Here is a 23,762-nt window from a genome sequence, read left to right on the forward strand (position 1 = left end):
CGTTATTTCATATTCTCGACAGATATCTGCACGAGACTTTCCATTTTCATAAAGCTTTACTAGTTGTAATTTGAATTTTGTTGTAAAAGTTCGACGTTGACGTGGCATAATAGCAGGCTCCCTTTAGGTTAGTATGTTAAGTCTACTAGCCCTTATAGTATCTGTCCAACTTAGTGTAACCGATTCAGTACAATCATTATTAGTACCATAAATATATTTTTCTTTACCGTCTGTATATAAATTGTCATGTTAGCCCCCCTCCCCTCTATTTTAACAAAGGGTGAGAATTATTGGTAATTCCAGTAGAATTTCCTTTTCACTCCCCTATACCGTTCCCTTTCCAAAGGTTTGCTTTATCGGATATGATGACATTAGGTAGTTTTTTTGGAGGGATGGTATGGCAAAGGATGAAAATGGATTTGAGCCAATTAGCGAAGAAGAATTAATCGAACTAGTTCTCGAAGAACAACAAAAAGCATTAGAAAAAGAGCGCCAAGAACGGTTAGCTGGCGTCAAAAAACCGACAAAAAAACCGAAGTCGGTTCGCCTTTTTGCTTGGATAATGGCCGTCATGCTGTCCTTTAGTACATTCGCTGTTATTTTTGAAATTTTCTCTATACCTGCCATTGAATTTTTAAAAGTATCTTCAAGACTCTCTAGTCAAGAAGACATCCAAACTTATAAACAAGCCGTAGTAGAAATTAAAACGAATGACGGAAAAGGGACTGGATTCGCTATATCGGAGGATGGATACATTGTTACAAATGATCACGTCATTGAAGACGCCCTTACCATTACTGTCATATTTTCAAATGACCAGCTTTATGAAGGCGAAGTAATTGAGACTTATCCAGAAATTGATTTAGCTATATTAAAAGTGGACGAAGAGGATTTACCTTATTTAACATTGGCCGATACGTATACACCAACCAAAAAGGAAAGTATTTATTTTATAGGTAACCCATTATATTTCACTGGAATCGCCAATGAAGGAAAAGTGATCGATTCCACCCTTCTTTCTGATTGGGATAAAGAAGTACTTATGCTGGATGCACCTGTATATAGAGGAAATAGCGGTAGCCCTGTTATTAATAAAGAAGGCAAGGTAATAGGTATAATCTTTGCTACATTAAAAGATAGAGACTATGGACACGTTGGACTTTTTATACCAGTGGATTTACTACAAGAACAGCTAAAAAAGTTTCACTTTGATACCGAGTAAAGGGAGCACTATTATATAACTAAACTAAATTCTCACATATTTTGTTCTAATTTGAATCTGCTAAGCTTAATATTTACATTTCGGCTTCAGTAATTTTTGTCAACATTGTTTACACAAACAGTTTAGTAATATAATATGTGCCCTTTTTCATCTCTTTTTAATACGACCATTTAAAATTAAAATAATACTTAAAAATCCCCACCGACTTAGTTTACATTTTTCTTTATGTAAGGAAATATAAAAGGATCCTGTCTTCCACCAAAATTCTATAAATATAGATTATCTTTTAATCATTATGGCGAGTATCCACATGACGATTGTGTATTGAAGGGTTTCAAAGACTGATCGTTCAAAAAGAAATAAATACGACACGATAAAGATGCAAAAGAACAAAAATATTGCCTGCAAAAATCTCAAGTTTCCACTCCTGACAATTTAAAATTTTTGCTATATGTACAAGCATTCACCCTATTTTATTCTTTCGTTTACTATATTATGAAACTGCTCTTCCCCTTCCATAAAAAGAAGGAGATACCTTTTAGATATCTCCAACCCATTTATAATAATTCTTTTGCTAATAAACGATACACATTCAAACGGACTTCTTGGGAATGGGGTATCGTACAGATCATCGCCTCATCAAAACCATAAGTTTGTTGCTCTTGGCGCAATAGGTCTGCAACTTCCTTAGCCGTTCCAACAAAGTGTTGGTTTCTTGTATCCTCAATCCACATCCGATCCATTTCTGTTAACGGATAGTCCTTTGCTTCCTCTGGTGTCATTCGCAATTGATCTACTTGACCCCTCATAAACAGTAAACGAGCTATATCCGCTGGCTTCGCTTCGTACTCTGCTTCTTCCCTTGTTTCCGCTACGGTTACAAAATAAGATACCATAATTTCTGGCTTTTCCATAAATGCCGATGGAACAAAGTTTTCTCGATAAGCATCAAATATTTGTTTGTTCATATAGCCATTAAAAAATTGAGCATATGAGTAACCTAACCCCATTCGACCTGCTTGTATCGCACTATTTCCACTGGATCCTAACAACCAACTTTGTGGTAATATGACATTCGTAGGTGAAGCAACAACCCTTTGGTAATAAGGATTATTAGGTGCTTCATCATTTAAAAATTGCAATGTCCATTGCAGTTTTTCGTACAAATTATTCACCTGAGGCTGTCTTCCCTCTGCCAAAGCATACATGGCATAATGATCTCCTCCAGGTGCACGACCTGCCCCAAAGTCAATTCTTCCAGGGGCTAGAGCACTTAATGATTTGAATACTTCCGCCATTTTATAAGGGGAATAATGCATAATCATAGTGCCACCAGTACCAACACGAATTCGTTTCGTCTTTGCCGCTATATAGGCTGCTGTTATTTCAGGTGCTGAACTTGCAAAACCTTTCGTATTATGATGTTCAGCTAGCCAAATTCGTTCATATCCTAACTGTTCTGTCACTTCCGCTAGTTCTACAGCTTTTATTAATGCGTCTGGAGAGGTATTCCCTTTCGTCACAGGCGCTTGATCTAATACACTTAATTTCATTCTATTTACTCCCTCCATTTTTCATTTAGAGAAGAAAAAAGAAACCTTATCTAAATGATGGGATATAATTTCATTTTAAGAATATCGAATAAAAAATGCTAATTACTCGACTTACCCATTTGTCGAATTCATTTTTTATTTCATTATTTAAGCCGTTTTCATTCCTATCAACGACGTAATCTGACAGGCAAATGCTACAATGATAGCAACTTCGTCAATCTAGTTGACAAAAATTCATCACATTGTTCCTTAGTTTCAACCTATTCTCATAATGAATATATTTTCTCCATTTTGTTTTTGTTATATTAGGAACATGATACACCTTCTCGTTTTATCGACATTTTATTTTTATAAAATAACTTATCGTAAACTAAGTTGACAAACTTTTTTCAACTTGACTTTTAAAAAAAACAATTTATAAGCCACATATTAATAGTATTCTTTTTTTATTCTTTTACTGAGAAAATAATAAGTACTGCTTCATAAATCGACAAAGGTATTTTCTCAAAATACAATTATCGTAAACTAGGTTGACAAAAAATCCCCTTCCTTAACCTTTCACTCAAGTAATGAAAAAACACCTTTCCCATACATCCTATTCCTATGATGTTTTCTAGAAAAATATTTAATTCCATAACATCTTTCGACAGTTGTTCGATTTAACAACTGCTACTTCGTAAACAAGGTTGACAAAAATTTTCAACCCCTTTCCTTTGAATTCCATTTTTCGTACATTCACAACGACTTATATAAAAAGAAAAATTGATTATTCTCCATTTTTTATGTCTCCATACAGAATGATCCATAAAACGACATCCATTTATTAAGAATTTATTCAAAGGGTATGTTTTAAATGGTTTTAAAAACAGTTGTCATAAGTAATATTTATAATTTTATATAACTATTTATAAAATTAACTTATGTAAATATATGGTATACTAATTAATGTCGGATTTCTAAAAATTCAGAACTTAAGGGGCGATTTAATGATTAAAGGTTTGCATCACATCCAAATAACGATTCCAAAGGGAACTGAAAATGAGGCTAAGAATTTTTATTGTGATGTATTAGGTTTAAAAGAAATTGAAAAACCTGATTCCCTTAAAGGCCGTGGAGGATTTTGGTTAACTGTTGGTGACAAGGACATTCATGTCGGAACAGAAGATGGTTTTGATAGAACGAAAACGAAGGCCCATATTGCTTACGAGGTGGATGATCTTTCCTATTGGAGAGTAAGATTATCTCAAGAACATATCAAAATATTAGATGGCATCCCTATACCAGGTTTCGACCGTTTTGAATTTGGAGATCCCTTTGGTAATCGGGTTGAAATGATTCAAAAATTGAATTCTTAAAAAGACTATACAAAAAGGAGTGCCCATTCAAGATGGACGCTCCTCTTTCTATATTTTCATTATATAATGCCAGGGAAGAAGTATTTTACGGCAACGACAATGAGGATAATAACACCAGCAATAGCTGGCACTATCGAGAAATATTTTAGCCACTCTCTCTCTGCCAGTTTACCTACAATATATAATACTAAACTAAGAGTTAATAAAGTAATTGAAAGAATTAATAAATTTACTAACATTAGACTCTCCACCTCCCCCTGTCGTACTCTATGACTATAGAGTTGAAACGGTGTGAGGAAAAAGACTAATGTAAGAAAATTTTATTTTCTATTAAATACTTCTAATCTTAATCTAATGGTTCTAATTGGCTTTCAATTTCTACTCTTCTATCTTCTAAAAATGGAGGTAAGTCTAATTTTTCTCCTAAAGTCTCGATATCTGCATCCACTGTAAAACCGGGAGCATCTGTTGCAATTTCAAATAATATTCCGTTAGATTCACGGAAGTATAAACTTTTAAAATAATAACGATCCACAATCCCTGATGAAGAAAAGCCGCGAGCTTTCACCTGTTTCTCCCAATAAGCTAATTCTTCATCGTCTTTTGCTCGTATTGCTAAATGGTGTATGCTACCTTTACCAGGCTTTTCATTTGGTCCGTCTAATTGTTTCACCACAATTTCACCAAAGCTTTCCCCTTCGATCGATTGAAGAAGAATCTCTTCTTCTGTACGATTTTTCACAACATACCCAAAAAGTTCAGTCAATGTACGCTCCAATTTATTTCGGTTTTTTACTGTAATTTCAATGGCACCCATACCTAAAATTTGATGTTCCATCGGTACAATCGATTTGTCCCAATTTCTCCACTGTTCTGGTATTCGTTCACCATTGTTGTTGATTAATAGTAATCGTAACCCTTCTGGATCTTCAAAAGGTAACGCCTTTTTCCCTGCGTAACGCGTGATTTCACCATGCTTTATTCGAAGTTGTTCAAATCGGTCTTTCCAATAATGTAAACTTTCTTCTGAAGGAACAAGTAGACCGATTTGTGTAATTGCATTCGTGCCTCTGTAAGTTCTCCCAGCCATCGGAATTTCAAAAAAGGTTAACCCTGTTCCAGGGCTACCGATTAAATCGCCGAAAAACAAATGATACATAGATGGATCATCTTGATTTACTGATTTCTTTACTCGACGTAAGCCCAAAATATTTTTATAAAACTCATCATTCTTTTTTGCATTTTTTGTAATCATTGAAATGTGATGATGCCCCAATATCGTTGCCATACCCTATTCCCCTCCGACCTTTTTATTTAATCCTATTTTATCTCGAATTCGAGATAATTTCAATAAAGAAATATTTTTCGATAATAGATATTTCATATAAAGAAAAAAGCGTTCCTCGATAGGAACGCCATTTACTTAGAAAATATAACTAATAAATAAACCTAGTGACAATAAAAGAGCAAATAGTGTGTTCGTGATAGCTGTTGATTTCATTGCTACTTTCATAAATCGGGGCTCTGTCGCTCCCTTTTTGAAGCCTTGGATAGCTGAAATCGGCTTTTTAATACTTAGTAAAACGACTAATGCCCAAGGACTTATCTGTCCCATTATCACAAGTGCGATAATCCATAAATAGGATATAACAAAAGCAACCGCTAACACTGTGATTCCTTTTTCTCTCCCAAGGAGAATCGCTAACGTTTTTCGACCACCTTTTGTATCCTCATCGATATCCCGAATATTATTGGACATATTAATAGCCCCTACTAAAATACCAATTGGAATGGAGATTAAAACGGAACTTAAAGTAATTGTATTTGCTTGAATAAAGTACGATATTAATACGAAACCTGTTCCCATTAATGCACCAGAGAATAATTCTCCAAAAGGTGTATATGCAATCGGAATTGGACCTCCAGTATATAAATAGCCAACCGCCATTCCAAATAAACCAATAGCAACTAACCACCAGCTACTATTCATACAAATATAAATACCGATCAAAGCAGCAACAACATATAACAATAAGGCTACTGTTAACACATTTCTTGGTTTTAAACCGTGACGAACAATACCTCCACCAATACCTACTGAGTCTGCTGTATCTAATCCACGCTTAAAGTCGTAATACTCATTAAATAAATTGGTGGCAATTTGCAAAGCTAAACATGCTATCATCATTGCCATAAACATTAACCAATTTATGTTAGTATCAAACAACGCAATAACCGTACCTAAAATAACAGGAGCGAATGTTGCCGTTAATGTATGTGGGCGAGTCATTTTCCACATTAATTTTGCGGGACTCATTTGATTTTCATTTTCCATGAATCTATTCAACTTACCTCTCTTTTATAGTTTTCACATTCATACATTATATCAAATATAGCAGTTTGCTCAAATCTAGTTTTTAGCAAAGGCTAGAATCATTCATAAAAAAGAACAAATAGAACCTACAATTTCCATTGTAGGCTCCTTTTATTTATTCACCTGTATAGATAAAATAATCTACTTGCATTGATTTTAAAAAACCGGCTTTTTCATATAGAGCAAGGGCTCTGTCGTTTTCAATTTCCACTTCCAGCATAACTAATTTTTCTCCGTTACGCATAGCGAAATTTTTCACCCAATTTAACAAAGCGGTACCTATACCTAGACCTTGTTTTTCAGGATGTACCGCCAATGCCGTCACCCATTGCACTTCCCCTTCTTTTGAAGAAGTAACCGTTCCAACGATTTCATCTTTTACTACTGCAACCCATAAAATTCTTCCTGCGGTCACCGTATTATAAGTAATTAATTCGATAGATTCCTCCCGTAAATCACCAAAGGCATTACTAAAAATTGTAATTAAAGCTTCTTTATCTGTTGATTCAATATAAGGACGAATTGAAATTGAATTGGATAGTTCCATCGATTCGGGTTTTGCTTCAAAGGTTGCTTCTGAAAAACTATAGGAATACCCATATTTTTCAACAAACTTTCGTCGTTCAGTGTCATTTTCGATAACGAGGGCAAGTTCGCCTTCAGCTCCACGTTGGTGCAAGCCATCACCTAGCACTTTTAAAATTGCTTCATCCAATCCAATTCCACGATACATCGGCGCTATTAATATAGACCATTCATAAGTGTTTAAACCCATTTGATCTATACTACTTGCTACACCAACAAGCTGATCTTGTTCGTCATCATAAGCAAGAACAAAAAAGCCTTTCACATTATATTGTCTAGATTCTAGTAAATTTAAAACAGAACTATAACTATATTTATCTGTTTCAAAGGCTGTTTCACATAACAGTTTAATTTCATTATACGTTTCTATATCAATCGGAAATGATGCGGTAATTATTGAAAAGTTCATTAAATTGCTCCCCGTTCTTTTAACTTGCCTCCATTTTAGAGGAACTCATGTTATGAGCGCAAGGGCAATTGAAGAATTACATGGAATTACCTCCGATTCATAATATACCAGCTTGTTTAAGCATATTAGCATATATACCATTCGTCTCCATTAATTCCTGTTGTGTTCCCGCTTCAACCATACGACCTTCTTGCATAACAAATACGACATCTGCATTCCGTATCGTATTAAGTCTGTGGGCAATGACAAAGCTTGTTCTTCCTTCCATTAGTACTTCTAATGCCTGCTGAATTTTTACTTCTGTCACTGTATCAATACTACTTGTTGCTTCATCGAGTAATAATATTACCGGATCTGCTACAAAGGCTCTAGCAATGGACAGCAGCTGCTTCTGTCCTTGCGAAATTTCACTTCCATCGGATGTTAAAATCGTATTGTACCCATTAGGTAGCTTTACAATAAAATCATGGGCATTAGCCCTTTTAGCAGCCTCTACAATTTCCTCATTTGTTGCATTGAGTCGGCCATATCGAATATTTTCATAAACACTTGCTTCAAAAAGAAAAGAATCCTGTAAAACAAAAGCCATTTGACTACGTAACGTTTGACGTTTTAATTTCTGTACATTCACTCCATCAAATAATATTTCGCCCTGCTCCACGTCGTAAAATCTAGCGATCAATTGCATAATCGTCGTTTTGCCAGCACCAGTTGCTCCGACTAATGCAGCGGTTTGACCTGGTTTTACATGGAAGCTAACATCCTTTAAAGTGTGTTCTTGTTCAGCTAATTCATATTTAAAGGAAACATGACGGAATTTTACGTCGCCTAATAGTTTATGATGATCATCCATATCTCCTATATCCTCTTCAACTGTTTCCTCCATTATGGAAAAAACACGTTCTGCCCCTGCTATAGCAGATAATACCGTATTCATTTGGTTTGCCAAGTCGTTTAGCGGTCTAGTAAATTGGCGGGCATATTCTGTAAATACGACGATTGTTCCGATTGTAACGAACCCTTTAAAAGCAAGTATTCCACCTATACCAGCTATAATTGCAAAGCTAATATTATTTAAAAAGTTCATTACCTTTGGAATATATCCTGAGTAGGTCAAAGCCCAAAAGCCGGTTCTCCTTAACCGAGTACTTTTTTCACGAAATTCTTTCTTTACCCTTTCTTCTTGGGAAAATGCTTTTACAACTTGTTGACCCGAAATAGTTTCTTCTATCATTCCATTTAAAGCACCTAATGCTGCCTGTTGCTCTTTAAATAACTTCCCCGTTCTTCGAGTTATCCAGCGGGTAGCCATAAACATGGCAGGAATAATGATCATCGTTAATAGCGTTAATAAAGGGCTTAAACTGAGCATGACAATGAACGTACCAGTTAAGGTTAAAATACTTGAAAACACTTGAATAAAAGAACTATTTAAAGTGGCACTAACCGTTTCCATATCATTTGTCGCTCGGCTCATCAATTCCCCATGTTGCCTTTTATCAAAAAATGAAACCGGTAAATGCAAAAGATGATGGAAAAGGCCCGTACGCATACGATAAATCGTCTGTTGGGCAATGCCGATCATCCAATAGTTTTGGAAAAATAACGATAATGCTAAAACAAAGTAGATTACAATTAATCCAACGATCAATAGTGGCATTCCACTAAATTGCTCTTTCATCACATATTCATCGATCATGTATCCGATTAAATAGGGACCTAATAGTGACATGGCGGAGCTGACGACGACTAATAATAAAACAGCGATGAGCAGTGCTCTCTGTTCATCAACAATTTTCCAAATACGTAGTAACGTATTCTTCCAATTGTTTGGACGGGGTCCTTTTTTCTTTTGAACCGAATTTTTCACATCTTCCTTTGTTAATACTGGCTCATAGCCAAAGGGTTTTCGTATGAAGTTCACTACGCATCGACCTCCCTCTCATGTTGAGACAGGGCAATTTGTTTATAAACTTCACTTGTTTCAAGTAATTGTTTGTGGGTACCATAGGCAATGACCTGTCCTTCATCGAGCAGTAGTATTTTATCCGCACCTTTTGCTGTGCGAATTTTCTGCGTTACAACGAGCATTGTTGCTCGTTCACCTTTAATCGCATCCCAAAAAGCAGCTTCCGTTTTAACATCTAACGCGCTAGTACTATCATCTAACAGCAAAATTTTTGATTTGCGTATTAGAGCTCGGGCAATTGAAAGACGCTGTTTTTGACCACCGGAAAGATTGACCCCCTTTTGACCAACACGTGTTTCATATTGATTTGGAAAATTTTCTACCGTCTGATGAATTTGAGCTTGAGTTGTTGCTATCCTCACTTCTTCCATTTCAGCCCCCTGTTTACCCCAGCTAACATTGTCATAAATGGATCCTGTAAATAACATAGACTGTTGGGGAACATATCCAATCATTGACCTAAGCTTCTCCAATGGCCATTTCGTTATATGTTGTCCATTTATATAAATCGCCCCGGAAGTTGGTACATAAAATCTAGGAATTAAGTTTAATAGAGTGGATTTCCCTGCCCCTGTCGCCCCCATTATGGCGATTGTTTCTCCAGTAGCAACAGTAAAGGAAACATCCTTCAATATCGGCTTTTTTGTATTCGGATATTGGAAAGTTACATGTTCGAAGCGAATCGATTCGGAATGTTGTATAGTAGGTGAAAGTTTTTCAGATTGAGTGTGTTCTTCAATTCCACTTTCAATTAACAATATTTCTTCCATCCGTTCGGAAGAAGCCTTTGCACGGGAAAGCGCATTAATAATAAAAGCAAACATAGAAAAGGAACCGGTCATGCGTAGCGCATAGTTAACAACCGCTACTAATTCCCCTACTTGTGCACTTCCGTTACTCACATCAATCGAACCAAACCATAAAGCTGCGAGTAAACTAACATTCATTACAAACAACAACACCGGTTGTATTAGCTCCATCATACGAAGTGCTTTCATTGTATCTACTTTTAAATGATTTGAAACTTCTTGAAAACGTGAAGACTCATAGTTTCCCCGCATATAAGCTTTTACTAACCGTATTCCTTGGAGGTTTTCTTGAAGAACCCGGTTTACCCGGTCTAATCGACGCTGTACTTCACCAAAAAGGTGAACGCCCTTTTTGACAATAATATATAAGAAAATCATAAGAAGTGGTGTCCCAATTAATAAAAACAGCGCCATTTTTGGGTTAACAAAAAAAGCCATCATTAAACTGCCTACCGCTGCCAATGGAGCACGAAGCATAATTCGCAAACTCATGAACAGTACGGATTGTACTTGTTGGACATCGCTCGTCAATCTCGTAATGAGCCCGGAAGTTGGAAACCGTAAGTAAGTTGCCATTGTGAAAGATTGGATTTTACTAAATAAGGCGTTCCGTAAATCAAAGCCAAAACTTTGTGCTGTGTGGGAAGCAAAATAAGAATTAATAATCCCACTTAAAAATGCTGAAATAGCCAGCATAATTAAAATAAATCCCCAATAACCGATTGTTCCTAAATCCTTTACGATAATACCGTGATCAATAATTCTAGCAATTATTAACGGTTGAATAAGCTCTACCGATAATTCAACGAGCATTAAACAAAGTGCAATGATTGCTGGCCATTTATATGGCTTCACATAACTAAAAACCGTTTTCATGACACACCCCTAACAAATTGACCTATGACTGGCGACAAAATATGTTAAATTATTCAAAAGTTTACATTTTGTTCACATTTCCGCTATATATTGTATTTTTCTGACTTTCTTACCTATATTTGATACTTATTAGTATAAATAAGCATAATCCAAATCTTAAAAATTTGCCAACCGCCTAAAGTCGGAAAGAGATAAAACTTCCTAGTGTCGAAAGCATTCACTTACGAAAAATAAACATTCTTAAAAGTAATTTTCAAATTGGATATTTTTTCATTTTCTGTAAACGCTTTAATACCTATTAATATTAGTATTTGTAATACTTCATTTTACTACTTCAGTACCATCTATTTCATCTTTATATTTTGAATCTTTCGGCACTAAAACACGTATGAAAATTCACTCTCTTTTATTCCCGTTCGTTTTTTATTCATGCATCCTTATATTTATATTGGTTTATAATTATCATTATAAAAAACATTTTATAGTTCTAAAGACCTTCAAAATTTCAATATCAAAATCTTACTATTAGTTTAGGAATGACTATTTACTGTAAAATCTCTATAATAATAGTATAAATATAGGATACTCGAGGAGTCGAATGCTGATGCGCGAAGAAAATACGAATATTATCGATGAGAAATTAGTAAACACATCTCCTTTTCCATCTTTTGCACTGAATCGACATGGTAGTGTTGTCCTTTGGAACAATTTAAGTGAAAAATATTTTGGTTACTCTATAGATACATTTGTAAATAAAAATTCATCTATAAAAGATAACTTACTATCTTCCCTATCAGAAGAAGCCTACAAAAGATTATTAACGGGAAATGAGTCGTTACGCTTTGAACAAGTTCAACTTTTAACGATTGAGGATTCCTTCATTAACGCTACGTTGATTGCCTCTCCAGTTTATATAAAAGGTGAGCCTTCTATTCTTATTACTTGTCTTATAGATTCTTTATTTACTAGACTCAATGATTCCACTCAAGCTTTAAAAGATCTACAAAATGGTTTATTTTCTTCCTTCATGATGGTAACGATTGATGAAGAAGGACTAATTATTCATTGTAACCAAGCTTTCCTTAATACGAGTCACTGGACACCAAAGCGTGTATTAGGAAAAACATTTTGGCAGCTTTTTCCTGAAGATGAGAACAGCAAAAAAGTAGTTGATATCATTTGGAAAACTATTACTTCTGGCCAAATTTGGCAAGGGGAAGTAGAAAAAATTACAAAAGATGGTTTACCTTATTGGGTTGATTTAACTGTAATCCCAACCTATTCCGAAACAGATAAACAGTATCAATATGTGTTAATAGAAAAGGATATTACTAGTCAAAAGAATATACAACATAAGCTTGAGAAAATTGCTTATATCGATCCTGAAACTGGCTTGATGAATACACACCGTTTAGAAATTATCGTTAACGAAATGATAAAGGAAAATCGCCATTTCACGTTCGTGTATATAAGTATCGATAAGTTTTATACGTTAAAAGAATTACACAATCATCATATAGAAAACAATTTAATTGTCGAATTTACAAAACGTATGAAAATTTATTTCCAAGACAGCCATATGGCACGAATAAATGAAAACGAGTTTGTTGTCATTACCCCTCTTGGCGAATGGTTTATACAAGGCTTTTTAACTTATTTAAAACAAAATCCTATTTATAATGGAAATATGGCAGTACCCATTTCAATTAGTGGTGGGATTACCCGTGCACCTCAAGATCAATCAACATTTTCCCACTTAATGAAAGCTTCCCTTGCTACCATTTCTACTGTTCGTGAAGCTGGTGGAGATAGCATTGTTTCATTATCTAATGCGACTCATAAAGCGATTAATCGAAAATCTATTATTGAGAAAAGATTATTATTCGCCCTTGATCAACAGCATTTAAAAGTACTATATCAGCCGCAACTAAATATCCATACTGGAAAGATCGATGCAGTAGAAGCCCTTGTACGTTGGGAAGATGATGAAATTGGTGTTGTATCACCTGACGAGTTAATTCCAATAGCAGAAGAAACCGGTCTAATTAATAACATCGGTTCCTTTGTCATTGAAGAAGCTTGTAAGCAAGCTGCTAAATGGCATAGTGAAGGGTTAGATTTAAAAATTAGTATTAACTTGTCTGTCCGCGAATTCCGGGACAAAAACATGGCTAAAACAATTTTAGAAACGTTAGAAAATACTCGCTGTCCGGCAAACTTAATTCAAATTGAAATTACAGAAAAGTTCGCCTTAGAAGCTGAAGCTGAAAAATCTATTATTAAACAAATGTTAAAACTTGAAAACGAAGGAATTGTATTTATTCTTGATGACTTTGGAACAGGCTATGCTTCATTCCGTTATATGCAACTGTTGCCAATTAAAATTTTAAAAATTGATCAAATGTTTATTAGTTCCTTATTAAAATCTGAAAAAACCCAACGCCTCATTAACGGTATGGTTCAGTTTGGTAAATCCATGAACTTAACTGTATTGGCAGAAGGCGTTGAAACAAAACAACAGCAAGAAATATTAGAGGAATATGGTTGTGATGCTATTCAAGGATATTTAATTAGTAAACCTGTTAGTCATGACACTATAAGAAAACTCGTGAAAGTGATATAAAATTCTCTCTACAAAAACATAAAAACTGCAAGACTCTCTAATCTATGAGTGCCTTGCAGTTTTATTTGTCTACTTAATTTTTTGCCTTCTTTTTGCTCTTGCGTAAGATTGCATAGACGTTCTGCCCTTATGGAACATCCTCATCACTAATTGTACAATTACCTCTGCAAAAACAAGTCCCATTGCGATGGCACCGGAAATCATAAATACGCGCATACCATTTTGAATTCCCATATTATAGTCTAGTTCGACAATATTACGCATCGTATTATAGGCGATACCACCCGGAACTAATGGAATAATTCCTGAAACATTAAAAATAATCATTGGCATTTTAAACCGCCGGGCAAAAATTTGAGCTACTAGGGCAACGACAAATGCCCCTAAAAAAGAAGCCTGTACTTCTGTGACCTTAACCTCGTAAAGGATATAGTATACCATCCATCCGATCGCACCAACGAAACCGCAATATGGAATTGCCTTTGTAGGTGCATTGAAAATGACACCAAAGCAAGCTGTAAATATAAAACTAAATAATGCTTGTATAATAAACTCCATATTCATTCTCCTTAAGAAGCTACAATGAGAGCAATACCAGCCCCAATTGCAAAGGCTGTTAAAAAGGCTTCGGCTCCCTTAGCTATTCCAGCCGTAAAATGCCCTGCCATTAAATCACGAACGGCATTCGTAATAATCAAACCTGGAACGAGAGGCATGACACTGCCAACAATAATTTTGTCCATTTCTTTTCCTAGTCCGAACTGTACCGCCAAAGAGGCAATCAATCCAACGACTAATGCAGCTAAAAACTCCGAGAAAAACTTCACCTTTGTCATCTCTTGAATAATCATAAAAACGAAAAATCCGACTCCTCCTGCCACAAAGGCAACAGGCATATCCGACCAATAGCCGTTCACTAATACTAAAAAACAACTACTTGCAATGGATGCAGCTAATATTTGTAAATGTACTGGTAAAAAATAATTCGTTTTTTGTATTTTTCTTAACTCTTCATACGCCTCTTCTAACGTAATCCTTTGGCTAGTAAGCTTTCTCGAGACATTGTTGACCTTGGCAATTTTATGCAAGTCCGTAATTCTTGCTGCTATGGACGTTATTTTCGTAACTTGTTTTTTTCCTAAGGATAAAATGATTCCTGTTGGAGTTACATAACTTTGAGCATCCTCAATATTTTGGGAGCGAGCCATACGAAGCATTGTATCTTCTACTCGATAAGTTTCCGCTCCGCTTTCCATCATTATTTGGCCAGCTAGTAAAAAACAGTCTAGTGCCAATTCAAAATTTTGTTCATTGTTCATATTTTTGAGTCAATCTCCTTTTTCTCCATGCTCATATTATCGAACAGTAAAGATTATCTCAATACAAACATTATTAATTTTTATTTTAATTGTGGTAATTTTGTCCATTTTATAAACAAGGGAATCATAATATTTCGTAACCTTTACATACGAAAGGAATATAACCTTCAACAATTTCTACTTCATTAATAACTATCTATTTAATTTTAAGATAAAAAGTACAATCCAGTTTTTGCTGAATTGTACTATCTATTCTTTCTTAAGGCTATTTTAGCTTCACACTACCTAAAGCATTGAAGTTTTGTAAATTGTAGCTCCTCACTTCATCTCTTGAAACGGTATACAATATGTCTTCAATGTAAAGTAAACGTGTAATTAACGTTTCCCAGTTTTCATATTCTTCTCCTTGTTTTGCAGGAGTGATTAAATTTCCTTTTAACTCAATACCATGATCAGCCGTAATTTCGTATATAACGGCCCCAGAGCCTTTATATTCGACGTCGTATTCCCCTTTCCCTTCATAAACCGTCACAGGGAATCCAAAATAGTTATATTCTTCATTTCTAAATAAAGCTTTATGATTATACTCTATTTCCGAGTGGGTACCACGCCCACCTATTACAACCGAATCTTGTTCCTTCGGGTTTTCGTAATCTGTAATATCAAATAAAGATACTTTAATACCTTTCGTTGTTATAATAGGCTGTTTAGAAGTACTATCTATCCTTGATTCTGTATCGTATCCTATTCCGATTAAATGATGTTCATCTAACGGATGAAGATAATTACTATAACCAGGGATTTTCAATTCACCTAATACTTTCGGTTGTTTCGGATTTTGTAAATCAATTACAAACAGCGGATCTACTTGTTTAAATGTCACAATATAGGCTTTATCCCCCATAAAACGGGCAGAGTATATTCGTTCTCCTTTCGCTAAATCTGTTACTTCCCCTACTTTTTCCAATTTATCATTGTAAACAAAGAGATGATTTTTAGTAGATTCATTCGTACCGCCCCATGCATCTCCTTCAGTAGTTGCAATACGGAAATAACCATTATGTTCATCCATCGAGAATTGATTTAAAAGACTTCCTGTAATAGAAGTTGAAGCTAAAAACTCCACTTTCACTCCATCAATTGTAAATTTAAAAATATCTGTAGTTGTTGGTCCTGCTGGTAAAATGGCTATATCCGTCGATACCTTTGAATCCGTTTCTTTTTCTAGTGTTCTCGCCATAAAATCAACAGCTGTTAAATAAAGGGCATTTTCCGACATGTATAACGAGGAGCTACCACCTAGAAAACCTTTTGTTTCAATTTTTTTCTCTTCAAAATTGTTTAAATCAATAGACGATATAATTATATAGTTTGGCTCATTGGATCCTGGTAAAATCGTCAACTGGTCTAAATCCATCGGCTTTACCTCTTTATCTTGAGCACTATCATAAGTGTATGGTCGCAATTCAACATCTTTTTCTTTTTCTAACAGCCAATATTCCGGCGCCTTATTTGACACAATATACAGGATATTATTATATTTACGAACTCCGTTTATATAACCATCTTGTGCAAACTCTCTTATTAACTTAGGTTTAGCTGGATTCTCCATACTATAAAAGGCTACCTTTGTCATACTATTTCCACTAGCATATCCATCTTTTTTTGTCTCCACATAATCATCCATAACAACGATTAACATATTTTGATGTATCATTAGTTGAGATGGATAACTGTTTCCATCTAATGTAATTTTACTAGCAATTTTTAAAGCATTGTGATTTGTCCCATCTGTTATGATAATTTGATTATCTACAGCAGTATAAATATATTTACCGTCCGTTACGACAATATCTCCTTCTTCAATGTCCTCTACTTGATTGTTTGTAGTAGAATAAGACTCGGCGCCATCGTCACTTGCTCCACCTGATATTTCGTTAGAGGAAGACATGTCTGCACTTTTACTTTCCTCGACAGTTGTCTCAAACATCGAATGGTTCGTAGCATCTGTATTGATGGCATTTTGGAAGAAATCTTTCAACTCCTGAAGTGACGTAATTTTTTCAAGTTCTTCTATAACTTTAAATTCCACTTCTTGTTTCTTTGTATTTAAAGGTTTTTCTTTAAAGGCCTCTTCTTCAATATGAAGAACGTATTGTCCAGGCAGCAAATTTTCTATTGAAAGAGACTGTTTATTTTGTTCCAAAGTAATTTCGCCCTTAACCTTTTCCCCAGCTGCATTCGTAATATAAATGAATTGATCTTGAATACTATTGTCATTCATTTTATGGGAAAAATGGACATGGTACGGTTGATTTATAAAAACAGTTGAAGAAGCGCTGACCTCAACTTTTTTCCCTAGTATCCAAACACTTACGAAGGCAATAAGTGCGATGGCCATCAAAAGGATTCCACTAATATATAATCTTTTTTTCATCTGTTTCCTCCCCTTTAGAATGTATTTATCCCATTAGACTTTTATTTCTTCGTTTCGTTACAAACTTTTTATAAAATTTTTTCCAAAAAAAAAGTGTGAAAAATCGTTTGATTTCTCCACACTTAAAATATTTAATTTGACGTTACACTACCATTTAACAATAGTTGAACGATGGGAAGTTTCTTTAATCATAACGCCTCGTTTTGCCATTTTCTCGATATATTCATCACCAGGAACAATTGATTCAGGCGGATAAACACCGTGCTCAGTAATCACACCACTGCCAACCATAACAGCAACTGTAGCAATCGTACATGCTGTTGCACGAGCCATAGCCGTCATCGTCGTTTTTTCATCTCTTTTAATCGTTAATTCGTATTCATAAGTTAATTGCTCATCGGATTTCTCACCTGAAACAATGACACGCAATAGAACAGCATCTTCTTTATCTCCTAGCGACAGTTTTTTCTTTAGAGCCTCACGGACAACATCGCGGACCGCTACTTCATTTCCATCGACTTCCACTTTATTTCCTTTATCTAAGAACCCTAAATCGGCAAGCAATTGAAACTTTTCTGCATGCCCTTTATAACGAATCGTTTTATATTCAAGGTTTTTAACATGAGGGAAAGTATTCGTTAACGTGGACGTTCCACCAGAAGTATAAAAGGCTTCTAGAACGCCAAATTGATCAAAATAAATTGGCTCAATTCCAGAAAGAGATTTTACTTCAGTTAACTTTCCATCCTTAATTATTTTCGCAGGTTCTGTATAATGATCGATAACCCCTTCTAAAGAAAATACTTGTGTATAATTTAGCGGTGGTTCAGGTTTAGTCGGAATACCACCTACATAAAGCTTTATCGATTCAATCGTATCTAATTTAGAAGCACCATATCCGGCTAATATATTGATCATCCCAGGAGCTACGCCTAAATCAGGAATTAATGTGACATTTTTCGCCTTTGCCTCTTCATGTAATGTCAAAATATGTTCCGTTACTTCCCCGATGTGTCCTCCTAAATCGACAGAGTGGACGCCAACTTCAATAGCTGTCTTTGCAACCCTCTCATTAAATTCATAGAATAGTGCATTAACAGCAACGTCCCCCTTTGCCATGACGTTACGTAATTCATCTTCATTTTTCGCATTTAAAGATACTACTTCGATTTTCGACGTTGAAAGAGAGTCAACAAATTGTTGAGCTGCATTCGTATCGATATCTGCCAAATATATTTTTTCTACATTTTCGATAGAGTTTAAATCCCTCGCTACTTCTTTCCCCATTAAGCCAGCGCCTAAAACTACTACTTTCATTAAACCCATCCCCTTTTTCTGCTTTAGTTTTCAGTATCAATTTGCGCTCGTTGAAGTTTCCCACTATAGTCAACGTAAATACTTTTCCATTCTGTATACACATCCAAAGCTGCTTGACCGGAATCCCGGTGCCCATTTCCAGTTCCTTTTGTCCCCCCAAAAGGAAGATGAATTTCTGCACCTGTTGTTCCTGCATTTACGTAAACAATTCCTGTATCTAAATCTCTTTGTGCTTTAAATATTTTATTAACATCTTGAGAGAAGATAGAACTCGATAAACCAAATTTCACACTATTGTTCACTTCAATCGCTTCATCTAGACTTGCTACTTCGATTATACTTACGACTGGTCCGAAAATTTCCTCTTGGGCGATCACCATATCATTTTGAACATCTGTAAAAATAGTTGGTTCAAAATAATATCCTTTATCAAATGGTGGTGTTGATAATACTCTGCCTCCAACTAGGAGAGTCGCCCCTTCCTTCTTCCCAATTTCAACATAACGGTTGATTTTTTCAAGGGCAGCTTGATTAATAACAGGGCCAACCTTTACCGTTGGATCGAGACCATCTCCTATTGTTAACTGACCAATCGATTTAACTAGCATAGACTCCAATTCAGTTTTAACATCTTTATGGACAATGACACGACTACACGCTGTACAACGTTGACCAGCTGTTCCAAATGCACTCCAAATAATCGCATCCACCGCTAACTGTAAATTGGCATCATCCATTACAATTACAGCGTTTTTACCACCCATTTCAAGGGATACCTTTTTTAAATGCTTACCGCCAAGTTCGGCAACCTTACTTCCTGTTTCCGTAGAACCGGTGAAAGAAATGACTTTGACATCCGGATGCTCAATCATTGCAGTTCCAACTGTTGAACCTGCACCAAATACGACATTGGCAACCCCTTCCGGCAATCCTACTTCTTCTAATATTTTTGCCATTTCGTAAGCCATAAGAGGCGTTTCAGTGGCAGGTTTCCAGACAACTGTATTCCCCGAGACGATCGCCGGAAACGCCTTCCAAGTTGCAATGGCAATCGGAAAATTCCATGGTGTAATGAGGCCTACTACACCAATCGGCGCCCTGACACTCATCGCAAATTTATCTGCAAGCTCGGAAGGAGTCGTTTCCCCAAACAGTCGTCTCCCTTCCCCGGCCATATAAAAGGCCATATCAATACCTTCTTGCACTTCTCCACGTGCTTCTTCAATGACTTTACCCATTTCCTTCGTCAAAATTTGGGCTAGATGTTCCTTCTTTTCTTTTAATTTATAACCAATTTCATATAGAAAATCTGCTCGTTTAGGGGCAGGAACTAGCGCCCAAGATTTTTGTGCTCTTTTAGCTGCTGCTACAGCCTCATCTACTTGAGCTTTTGTTGAAAGGGGAACAGTTGCAAGCTGTTCTCCATTAGCCGGATTTACAACGGGAACTGTCTCTAAACCATCATCTGTTATCCATTTACCATTGATAAAGTTTCTAATTTCCATAACACCCTCCCTATTTTCGCTCGAATTTCCTCTTATATTGTCTTTTATTCGACTTTTTCCACCTTAATTCCTCTATTCATAGATTTAGATTTTATGAAATTTTGAATGAAACCTTTCCGAGAGGTGAAACGTAACCTTAAATGGTATATATGTATTATTAAACTTAGGAGGATATGAATAATGAACAACCATGAAATTGACTACAAATTGCACGGAGATGATATGCAGTTTGTAGAAGTCGAACTAGATCCTAACGAAACAGCCATTGCCGAAGCAGGAAGTTTAATGATGATGGACGAAGCAATCAAAATGGAAACCATTTTCGGTGACGGCTCTAAAAACAGCGGTGGCATTATGGGAAAGTTAATGGGCGCTGGGAAACGATTAATATCCGGTGAAAGTTTATTTATGACAACCTTTACGAATGTGGGCGAAGGAAAAAAACATGTTTATTTTGCAGCCCCATATCCAGGAAAAATTATTCCAATGGATTTAAGTCAATATAACGGGAAAATTATTTGTCAAAAGGATTCTTTTTTAGCTGCTGCGAAAGGCGTTTCTGTCGGTATTGAATTCCAACGTAAAATTGGTGCTGGCTTCTTCGGTGGTGAAGGTTTCATTATGCAAAAACTTGAAGGAGATGGATTAGCATTCATCCATGCCGGTGGAGCTATTGAGAAAATTGATTTGCAAGCCGGTCAAAAGCTTTTAGTAGATACTGGCTGTTTAGTGGCGATGACTTCTTCTGTTGATTATGATATCCAACCTGTTAGTGGCGTAAAAACCGCTTTATTTGGAGGGGAAGGAATATTCCTTGCTTCTTTACGTGGTCCTGGTACAGTATGGATTCAATCGTTACCATTTAGCCGATTAGCAAGCCGTGTATTTGCTGCTGCTCCTGTTTCAAAAGGCGGAGGCGGAAATAATGCAGGTGAAGGCGGAATCGGTGGAATTTTTAATCTGTTTAACGATTAAGTAACCCCCCTTTTTTTCTAAAAAAGAATTCCATCGAATTAAGATGAAAATGCTTGGGCTTTTTCGTTGTCCAAGCATTTTTTATAATTCATTAACTTTCCAAATTATTATTTTCAATCATATTTAAGCAGTTCAAATCTAATTTTCCCCACTCATCTATCTCCCTTTTTGTATGCAAAATTTAAAATCGCATATCGGAAGAATAATTTTATAAATTACGGTAATTATGAAATTAGAAATCCCTTCTGAGTAGGGATATTAAAGGTGACAAGAACAAAATGAAAGATCAATTTTTAAATATCATTGTTATTTTAAATACTAAATCTTACGAGAGCCTTGCATTCCTTAAAGGGAAGAGAAAGGGGTATTAGTGAAAAAGCATTTGCAAATAGACCCAAGTCAAAAATTTAACGCTTCACTTCTCTTATTTACAACTACTGCAGTTCAAATTGGGGTAGGAATACATGGATTTCAAAGTGTAATTTACAAAGAAGCGAAACAAGATGCTTGGATATCCATTATTATAAGTTTTATTGCCGCTCATCTTGTAGTTTTTGTTATGTTTAAAACATTAGAGATGTACGGTTCCGATGATATTTTCGGTATCCAAATAAATGTATTTGGTAAATATTTAGGAAATTTAATGAATTTAGTTTTAATTAGTTACTGTTTATTAGCATTCTTTGTTGTTATAAGAACTTACACAGAAGTTATTAATGTATGGGTATTCCCTGATTTAAGTACATCCTTTATCACCATCACTGTCTTACTAATAGTTATTTATACGTTTTCTGGAGGACTACGGGTAATCATAGGAATTTGTTTCTTTAGTTATGTTTTACCACTATGGATTTTAGCTATCTTATTATTTCCACTAGAGTATGCTAACTACAATCATGTTTTACCTGTATTCGGTAGTGATTTAATCAGTATACTAAAGGGAGCTTATTCCATGTCCTTTACAATTGTAGGTTTTGAAGTATTAAATGTACTTTATCCCTTCGTTAAGGAACAGAATAAGGCAAAAAAATATGTCCACTTAGGACTACTTTCAACATTGGCTATTTATTTATTCGTTATGTTAATTAGCTTATCTTTCTTTAGCGGGGAACAACTTGAAAAATACATTTGGGCTACATTAACAATGTTCAGCATTATCCGTCTCCCCTTTATCGAAAGAATTGAACTTTTTACAATTTGTTTTTGGTTAATTATCATTTTACCAAACCTTTGTTTATATGCTTGGTCTGCCCATCGTGGTTTCATACGAATGATAAAAGTAAGTGAAAAGAAATTTATTTACATTTTCTCAATCATTATTTTTATCGGAACTTTATTTGTAGAATCACGGTCCCAAATTAAAACGATAAATGATTTTTTTGGTAGATTATCTTTCGTTTTAGTGTTTATTTATCCGTTTATTTTAAATGCTATTGCGAATATAAAAAGGTTGTTTTCTAAACTAAAGAAGAAAAAAGTGGAAAATCGAGAAGTAGAAAGTGAAAATGCCGAATAAAAAACGCCTCAAATTTTGAGGCGTTTACATTATAAATATAATACAACAATTAAAATTGCCGCTAAAATTAATCGATAAATTGCAAACGGTACTAGCTTAATACGTGATATTAACTTTAAGAAGAATTTAATAGATATTAATGCGAAAACAAAGGCACTAATAAATCCAAGGGCATAAAATCCAAAATCAGAAGGATTAATTTCGCTCCAGTTTTTCACAAGGGATAAACCACTAGCCCCTGCCATAATCGGAACAGCCATAATGAACGTGAAGTCTGAAGCCGTCTTATGGTCAAGTCCTAACATAACCCCACCTGAAATTGTCGCACCTGAACGAGAGAATCCTGGCCATAAAGATAAACATTGGATTAAGCCGATTTTAAATGCTTTTCCATAGGATAGATCGTCTAAAGATGTAATTTTAGGACGTTTTGGACCAAATTTATCAGCAATAATCATCCAAATGGCCCCAACAATTAACCCAATAATAACTGTTGATGTGAAAAATAAGTTTTCATCAATATAATCTTCGAACAATACGCCAAACACACCAGCAGGAATAATCCCTACGATGACATGTCCTAAATTAAATTTACGAGAAGCCGTTTGTCCTTTAATTTTATATAATCCTACCAAACTTAACATACGCTTCCACATTACGACTACAACTGCTAATATCGAACCTAGCTGAATAACAATTTTAAATGTGTTGGCAGAACCTGGTTCTAAAAACTCCTTTGTCTTTAACCATAGATCATCTACGATAATCATATGTCCTGTTGAAGATACAGGAGCAAATTCTGTCATCCCTTCAACAAAACCAAGGATGACCGCTTTAATAAGTTCAAATAATTCCATAAAAATAATAGTCTCCTCATTTTTTACTTTTGCTTAATTGCACAAAAACCATCAATGTTAA

19 protein-coding genes are annotated in these 23,762 nt (G+C 35.3%); 5 read left to right on the forward strand and 14 right to left on the reverse strand.

Annotation, left to right across the window (positions count from 1 at the left end; translation table 11 throughout):
- Window positions 1-108 (reverse strand): transposase (locus ACH0B5_RS14270; RefSeq protein WP_406928016.1); only part of this gene is annotated, 108 nt, incomplete at its 3' end.
- Between the two features lie 289 nt (window positions 109-397).
- Between ACH0B5_RS14270 and ACH0B5_RS14275 the strand changes: the two genes are divergently transcribed.
- A complete protein-coding gene (locus ACH0B5_RS14275; protein ID WP_122971832.1) occupies window positions 398-1,222 on the forward strand; it encodes a S1C family serine protease in 825 nt (274 codons plus the stop codon).
- Window positions 1,223-1,779: 557 nt separating this feature from the next.
- On the opposite strand, the gene ACH0B5_RS14280 is transcribed toward ACH0B5_RS14275, so the two are convergent.
- Window positions 1,780-2,775, reverse strand: a complete 996-nt coding sequence (locus tag ACH0B5_RS14280; protein WP_122971831.1) for an LLM class flavin-dependent oxidoreductase — start codon at window positions 2,773-2,775, stop codon at window positions 1,780-1,782.
- A gap of 986 nt (window positions 2,776-3,761) precedes the next feature.
- Here ACH0B5_RS14280 and ACH0B5_RS14285 point away from each other — a divergent pair.
- Window positions 3,762-4,130: a VOC family protein gene (locus ACH0B5_RS14285; protein ID WP_122971830.1), complete on the forward strand. Its 369-nt coding sequence runs from the start codon at window positions 3,762-3,764 to the stop codon at window positions 4,128-4,130.
- A 59-nt stretch (window positions 4,131-4,189) separates the two neighbouring features.
- On the opposite strand, the gene ACH0B5_RS14290 is transcribed toward ACH0B5_RS14285, so the two are convergent.
- From ACH0B5_RS14290 to ACH0B5_RS14315, 6 genes are all read right to left on the reverse strand, one after another.
- Window positions 4,190-4,369, reverse strand: coding sequence for a hypothetical protein (locus tag ACH0B5_RS14290; protein WP_122971829.1), 180 nt, complete (start codon window positions 4,367-4,369; stop codon window positions 4,190-4,192).
- Window positions 4,370-4,476: 107 nt separating this feature from the next.
- Window positions 4,477-5,418 (reverse strand): ring-cleaving dioxygenase, encoded by a 942-nt coding sequence (locus ACH0B5_RS14295; protein WP_122971828.1) that lies wholly within the window; start codon window positions 5,416-5,418, stop codon window positions 4,477-4,479.
- Window positions 5,419-5,553: 135 nt separating this feature from the next.
- Window positions 5,554-6,465, reverse strand: a complete 912-nt coding sequence (locus ACH0B5_RS14300) for a 1,4-dihydroxy-2-naphthoate polyprenyltransferase (RefSeq protein WP_122971836.1) — start codon at window positions 6,463-6,465, stop codon at window positions 5,554-5,556.
- 154 nt (window positions 6,466-6,619) lie between these two features.
- Complete coding sequence (locus ACH0B5_RS14305; protein WP_122971827.1) at window positions 6,620-7,498, reverse strand: GNAT family N-acetyltransferase; 879 nt, start codon at window positions 7,496-7,498, stop codon at window positions 6,620-6,622.
- A 97-nt stretch (window positions 7,499-7,595) separates the two neighbouring features.
- Window positions 7,596-9,422 (reverse strand): ABC transporter ATP-binding protein, encoded by a 1,827-nt coding sequence (locus tag ACH0B5_RS14310; RefSeq protein ID WP_122971826.1) that lies wholly within the window; start codon window positions 9,420-9,422, stop codon window positions 7,596-7,598.
- The gene (locus ACH0B5_RS14315; protein WP_122971825.1) at window positions 9,422-11,152 is read right to left on the reverse strand and encodes an ABC transporter ATP-binding protein; all 1,731 of its coding nucleotides are present in this window, start codon (window positions 11,150-11,152) and stop codon (window positions 9,422-9,424) included. The genes ACH0B5_RS14310 and ACH0B5_RS14315 overlap by 1 nt, the downstream gene beginning before the upstream one ends.
- A gap of 604 nt (window positions 11,153-11,756) precedes the next feature.
- On the opposite strand from ACH0B5_RS14315, the gene ACH0B5_RS14320 reads away from it, so the two are divergent.
- Complete coding sequence (locus ACH0B5_RS14320; protein WP_122971824.1) at window positions 11,757-13,775, forward strand: EAL domain-containing protein; 2,019 nt, start codon at window positions 11,757-11,759, stop codon at window positions 13,773-13,775.
- Window positions 13,776-13,844: 69 nt separating this feature from the next.
- Here ACH0B5_RS14320 and ACH0B5_RS14325 read toward each other — a convergent pair whose 3' ends face one another.
- From ACH0B5_RS14325 to ACH0B5_RS14345, 5 genes are all read right to left on the reverse strand, one after another.
- Window positions 13,845-14,333, reverse strand: a complete 489-nt coding sequence (locus ACH0B5_RS14325; protein WP_122971823.1) for a threonine/serine exporter family protein — start codon at window positions 14,331-14,333, stop codon at window positions 13,845-13,847.
- An 11-nt stretch (window positions 14,334-14,344) separates the two neighbouring features.
- A complete protein-coding gene (locus ACH0B5_RS14330) occupies window positions 14,345-15,094 on the reverse strand; it encodes a threonine/serine exporter family protein (protein WP_122971822.1) in 750 nt (249 codons plus the stop codon).
- A 265-nt stretch (window positions 15,095-15,359) separates the two neighbouring features.
- Complete coding sequence (locus tag ACH0B5_RS14335) at window positions 15,360-17,531, reverse strand: beta-propeller domain-containing protein (RefSeq protein ID WP_122971821.1); 2,172 nt, start codon at window positions 17,529-17,531, stop codon at window positions 15,360-15,362.
- A 147-nt stretch (window positions 17,532-17,678) separates the two neighbouring features.
- Window positions 17,679-18,848: a saccharopine dehydrogenase family protein gene (locus tag ACH0B5_RS14340; protein WP_122971820.1), complete on the reverse strand. Its 1,170-nt coding sequence runs from the start codon at window positions 18,846-18,848 to the stop codon at window positions 17,679-17,681.
- 23 nt (window positions 18,849-18,871) lie between these two features.
- On the reverse strand, window positions 18,872-20,353 hold the full coding sequence (locus tag ACH0B5_RS14345; RefSeq protein ID WP_122971819.1) for an aldehyde dehydrogenase family protein: 1,482 nt from the start codon (window positions 20,351-20,353) through the stop codon (window positions 18,872-18,874).
- 180 nt (window positions 20,354-20,533) lie between these two features.
- On the opposite strand from ACH0B5_RS14345, the gene ACH0B5_RS14350 reads away from it, so the two are divergent.
- Together ACH0B5_RS14350 and ACH0B5_RS14355 are read left to right on the forward strand one after the other, a co-directional pair.
- Window positions 20,534-21,328: a TIGR00266 family protein gene (locus tag ACH0B5_RS14350; RefSeq protein WP_122971818.1), complete on the forward strand. Its 795-nt coding sequence runs from the start codon at window positions 20,534-20,536 to the stop codon at window positions 21,326-21,328.
- 370 nt (window positions 21,329-21,698) lie between these two features.
- Window positions 21,699-22,844, forward strand: coding sequence for a GerAB/ArcD/ProY family transporter (locus tag ACH0B5_RS14355; RefSeq protein WP_122971817.1), 1,146 nt, complete (start codon window positions 21,699-21,701; stop codon window positions 22,842-22,844).
- Between the two features lie 29 nt (window positions 22,845-22,873).
- On the opposite strand, the gene ACH0B5_RS14360 is transcribed toward ACH0B5_RS14355, so the two are convergent.
- A complete protein-coding gene (locus ACH0B5_RS14360) occupies window positions 22,874-23,701 on the reverse strand; it encodes an undecaprenyl-diphosphate phosphatase (protein WP_122971816.1) in 828 nt (275 codons plus the stop codon).
- Window positions 23,702-23,762 lie beyond the last annotated feature (61 nt).

The sequence above is a fragment of the Ureibacillus sp. 179-F W5.1 NHS genome (genome assembly GCF_045369345.1).
Taxonomy (GTDB): Bacteria; Bacillota; Bacilli; order Bacillales_A; family Planococcaceae; genus Ureibacillus; species Ureibacillus halotolerans.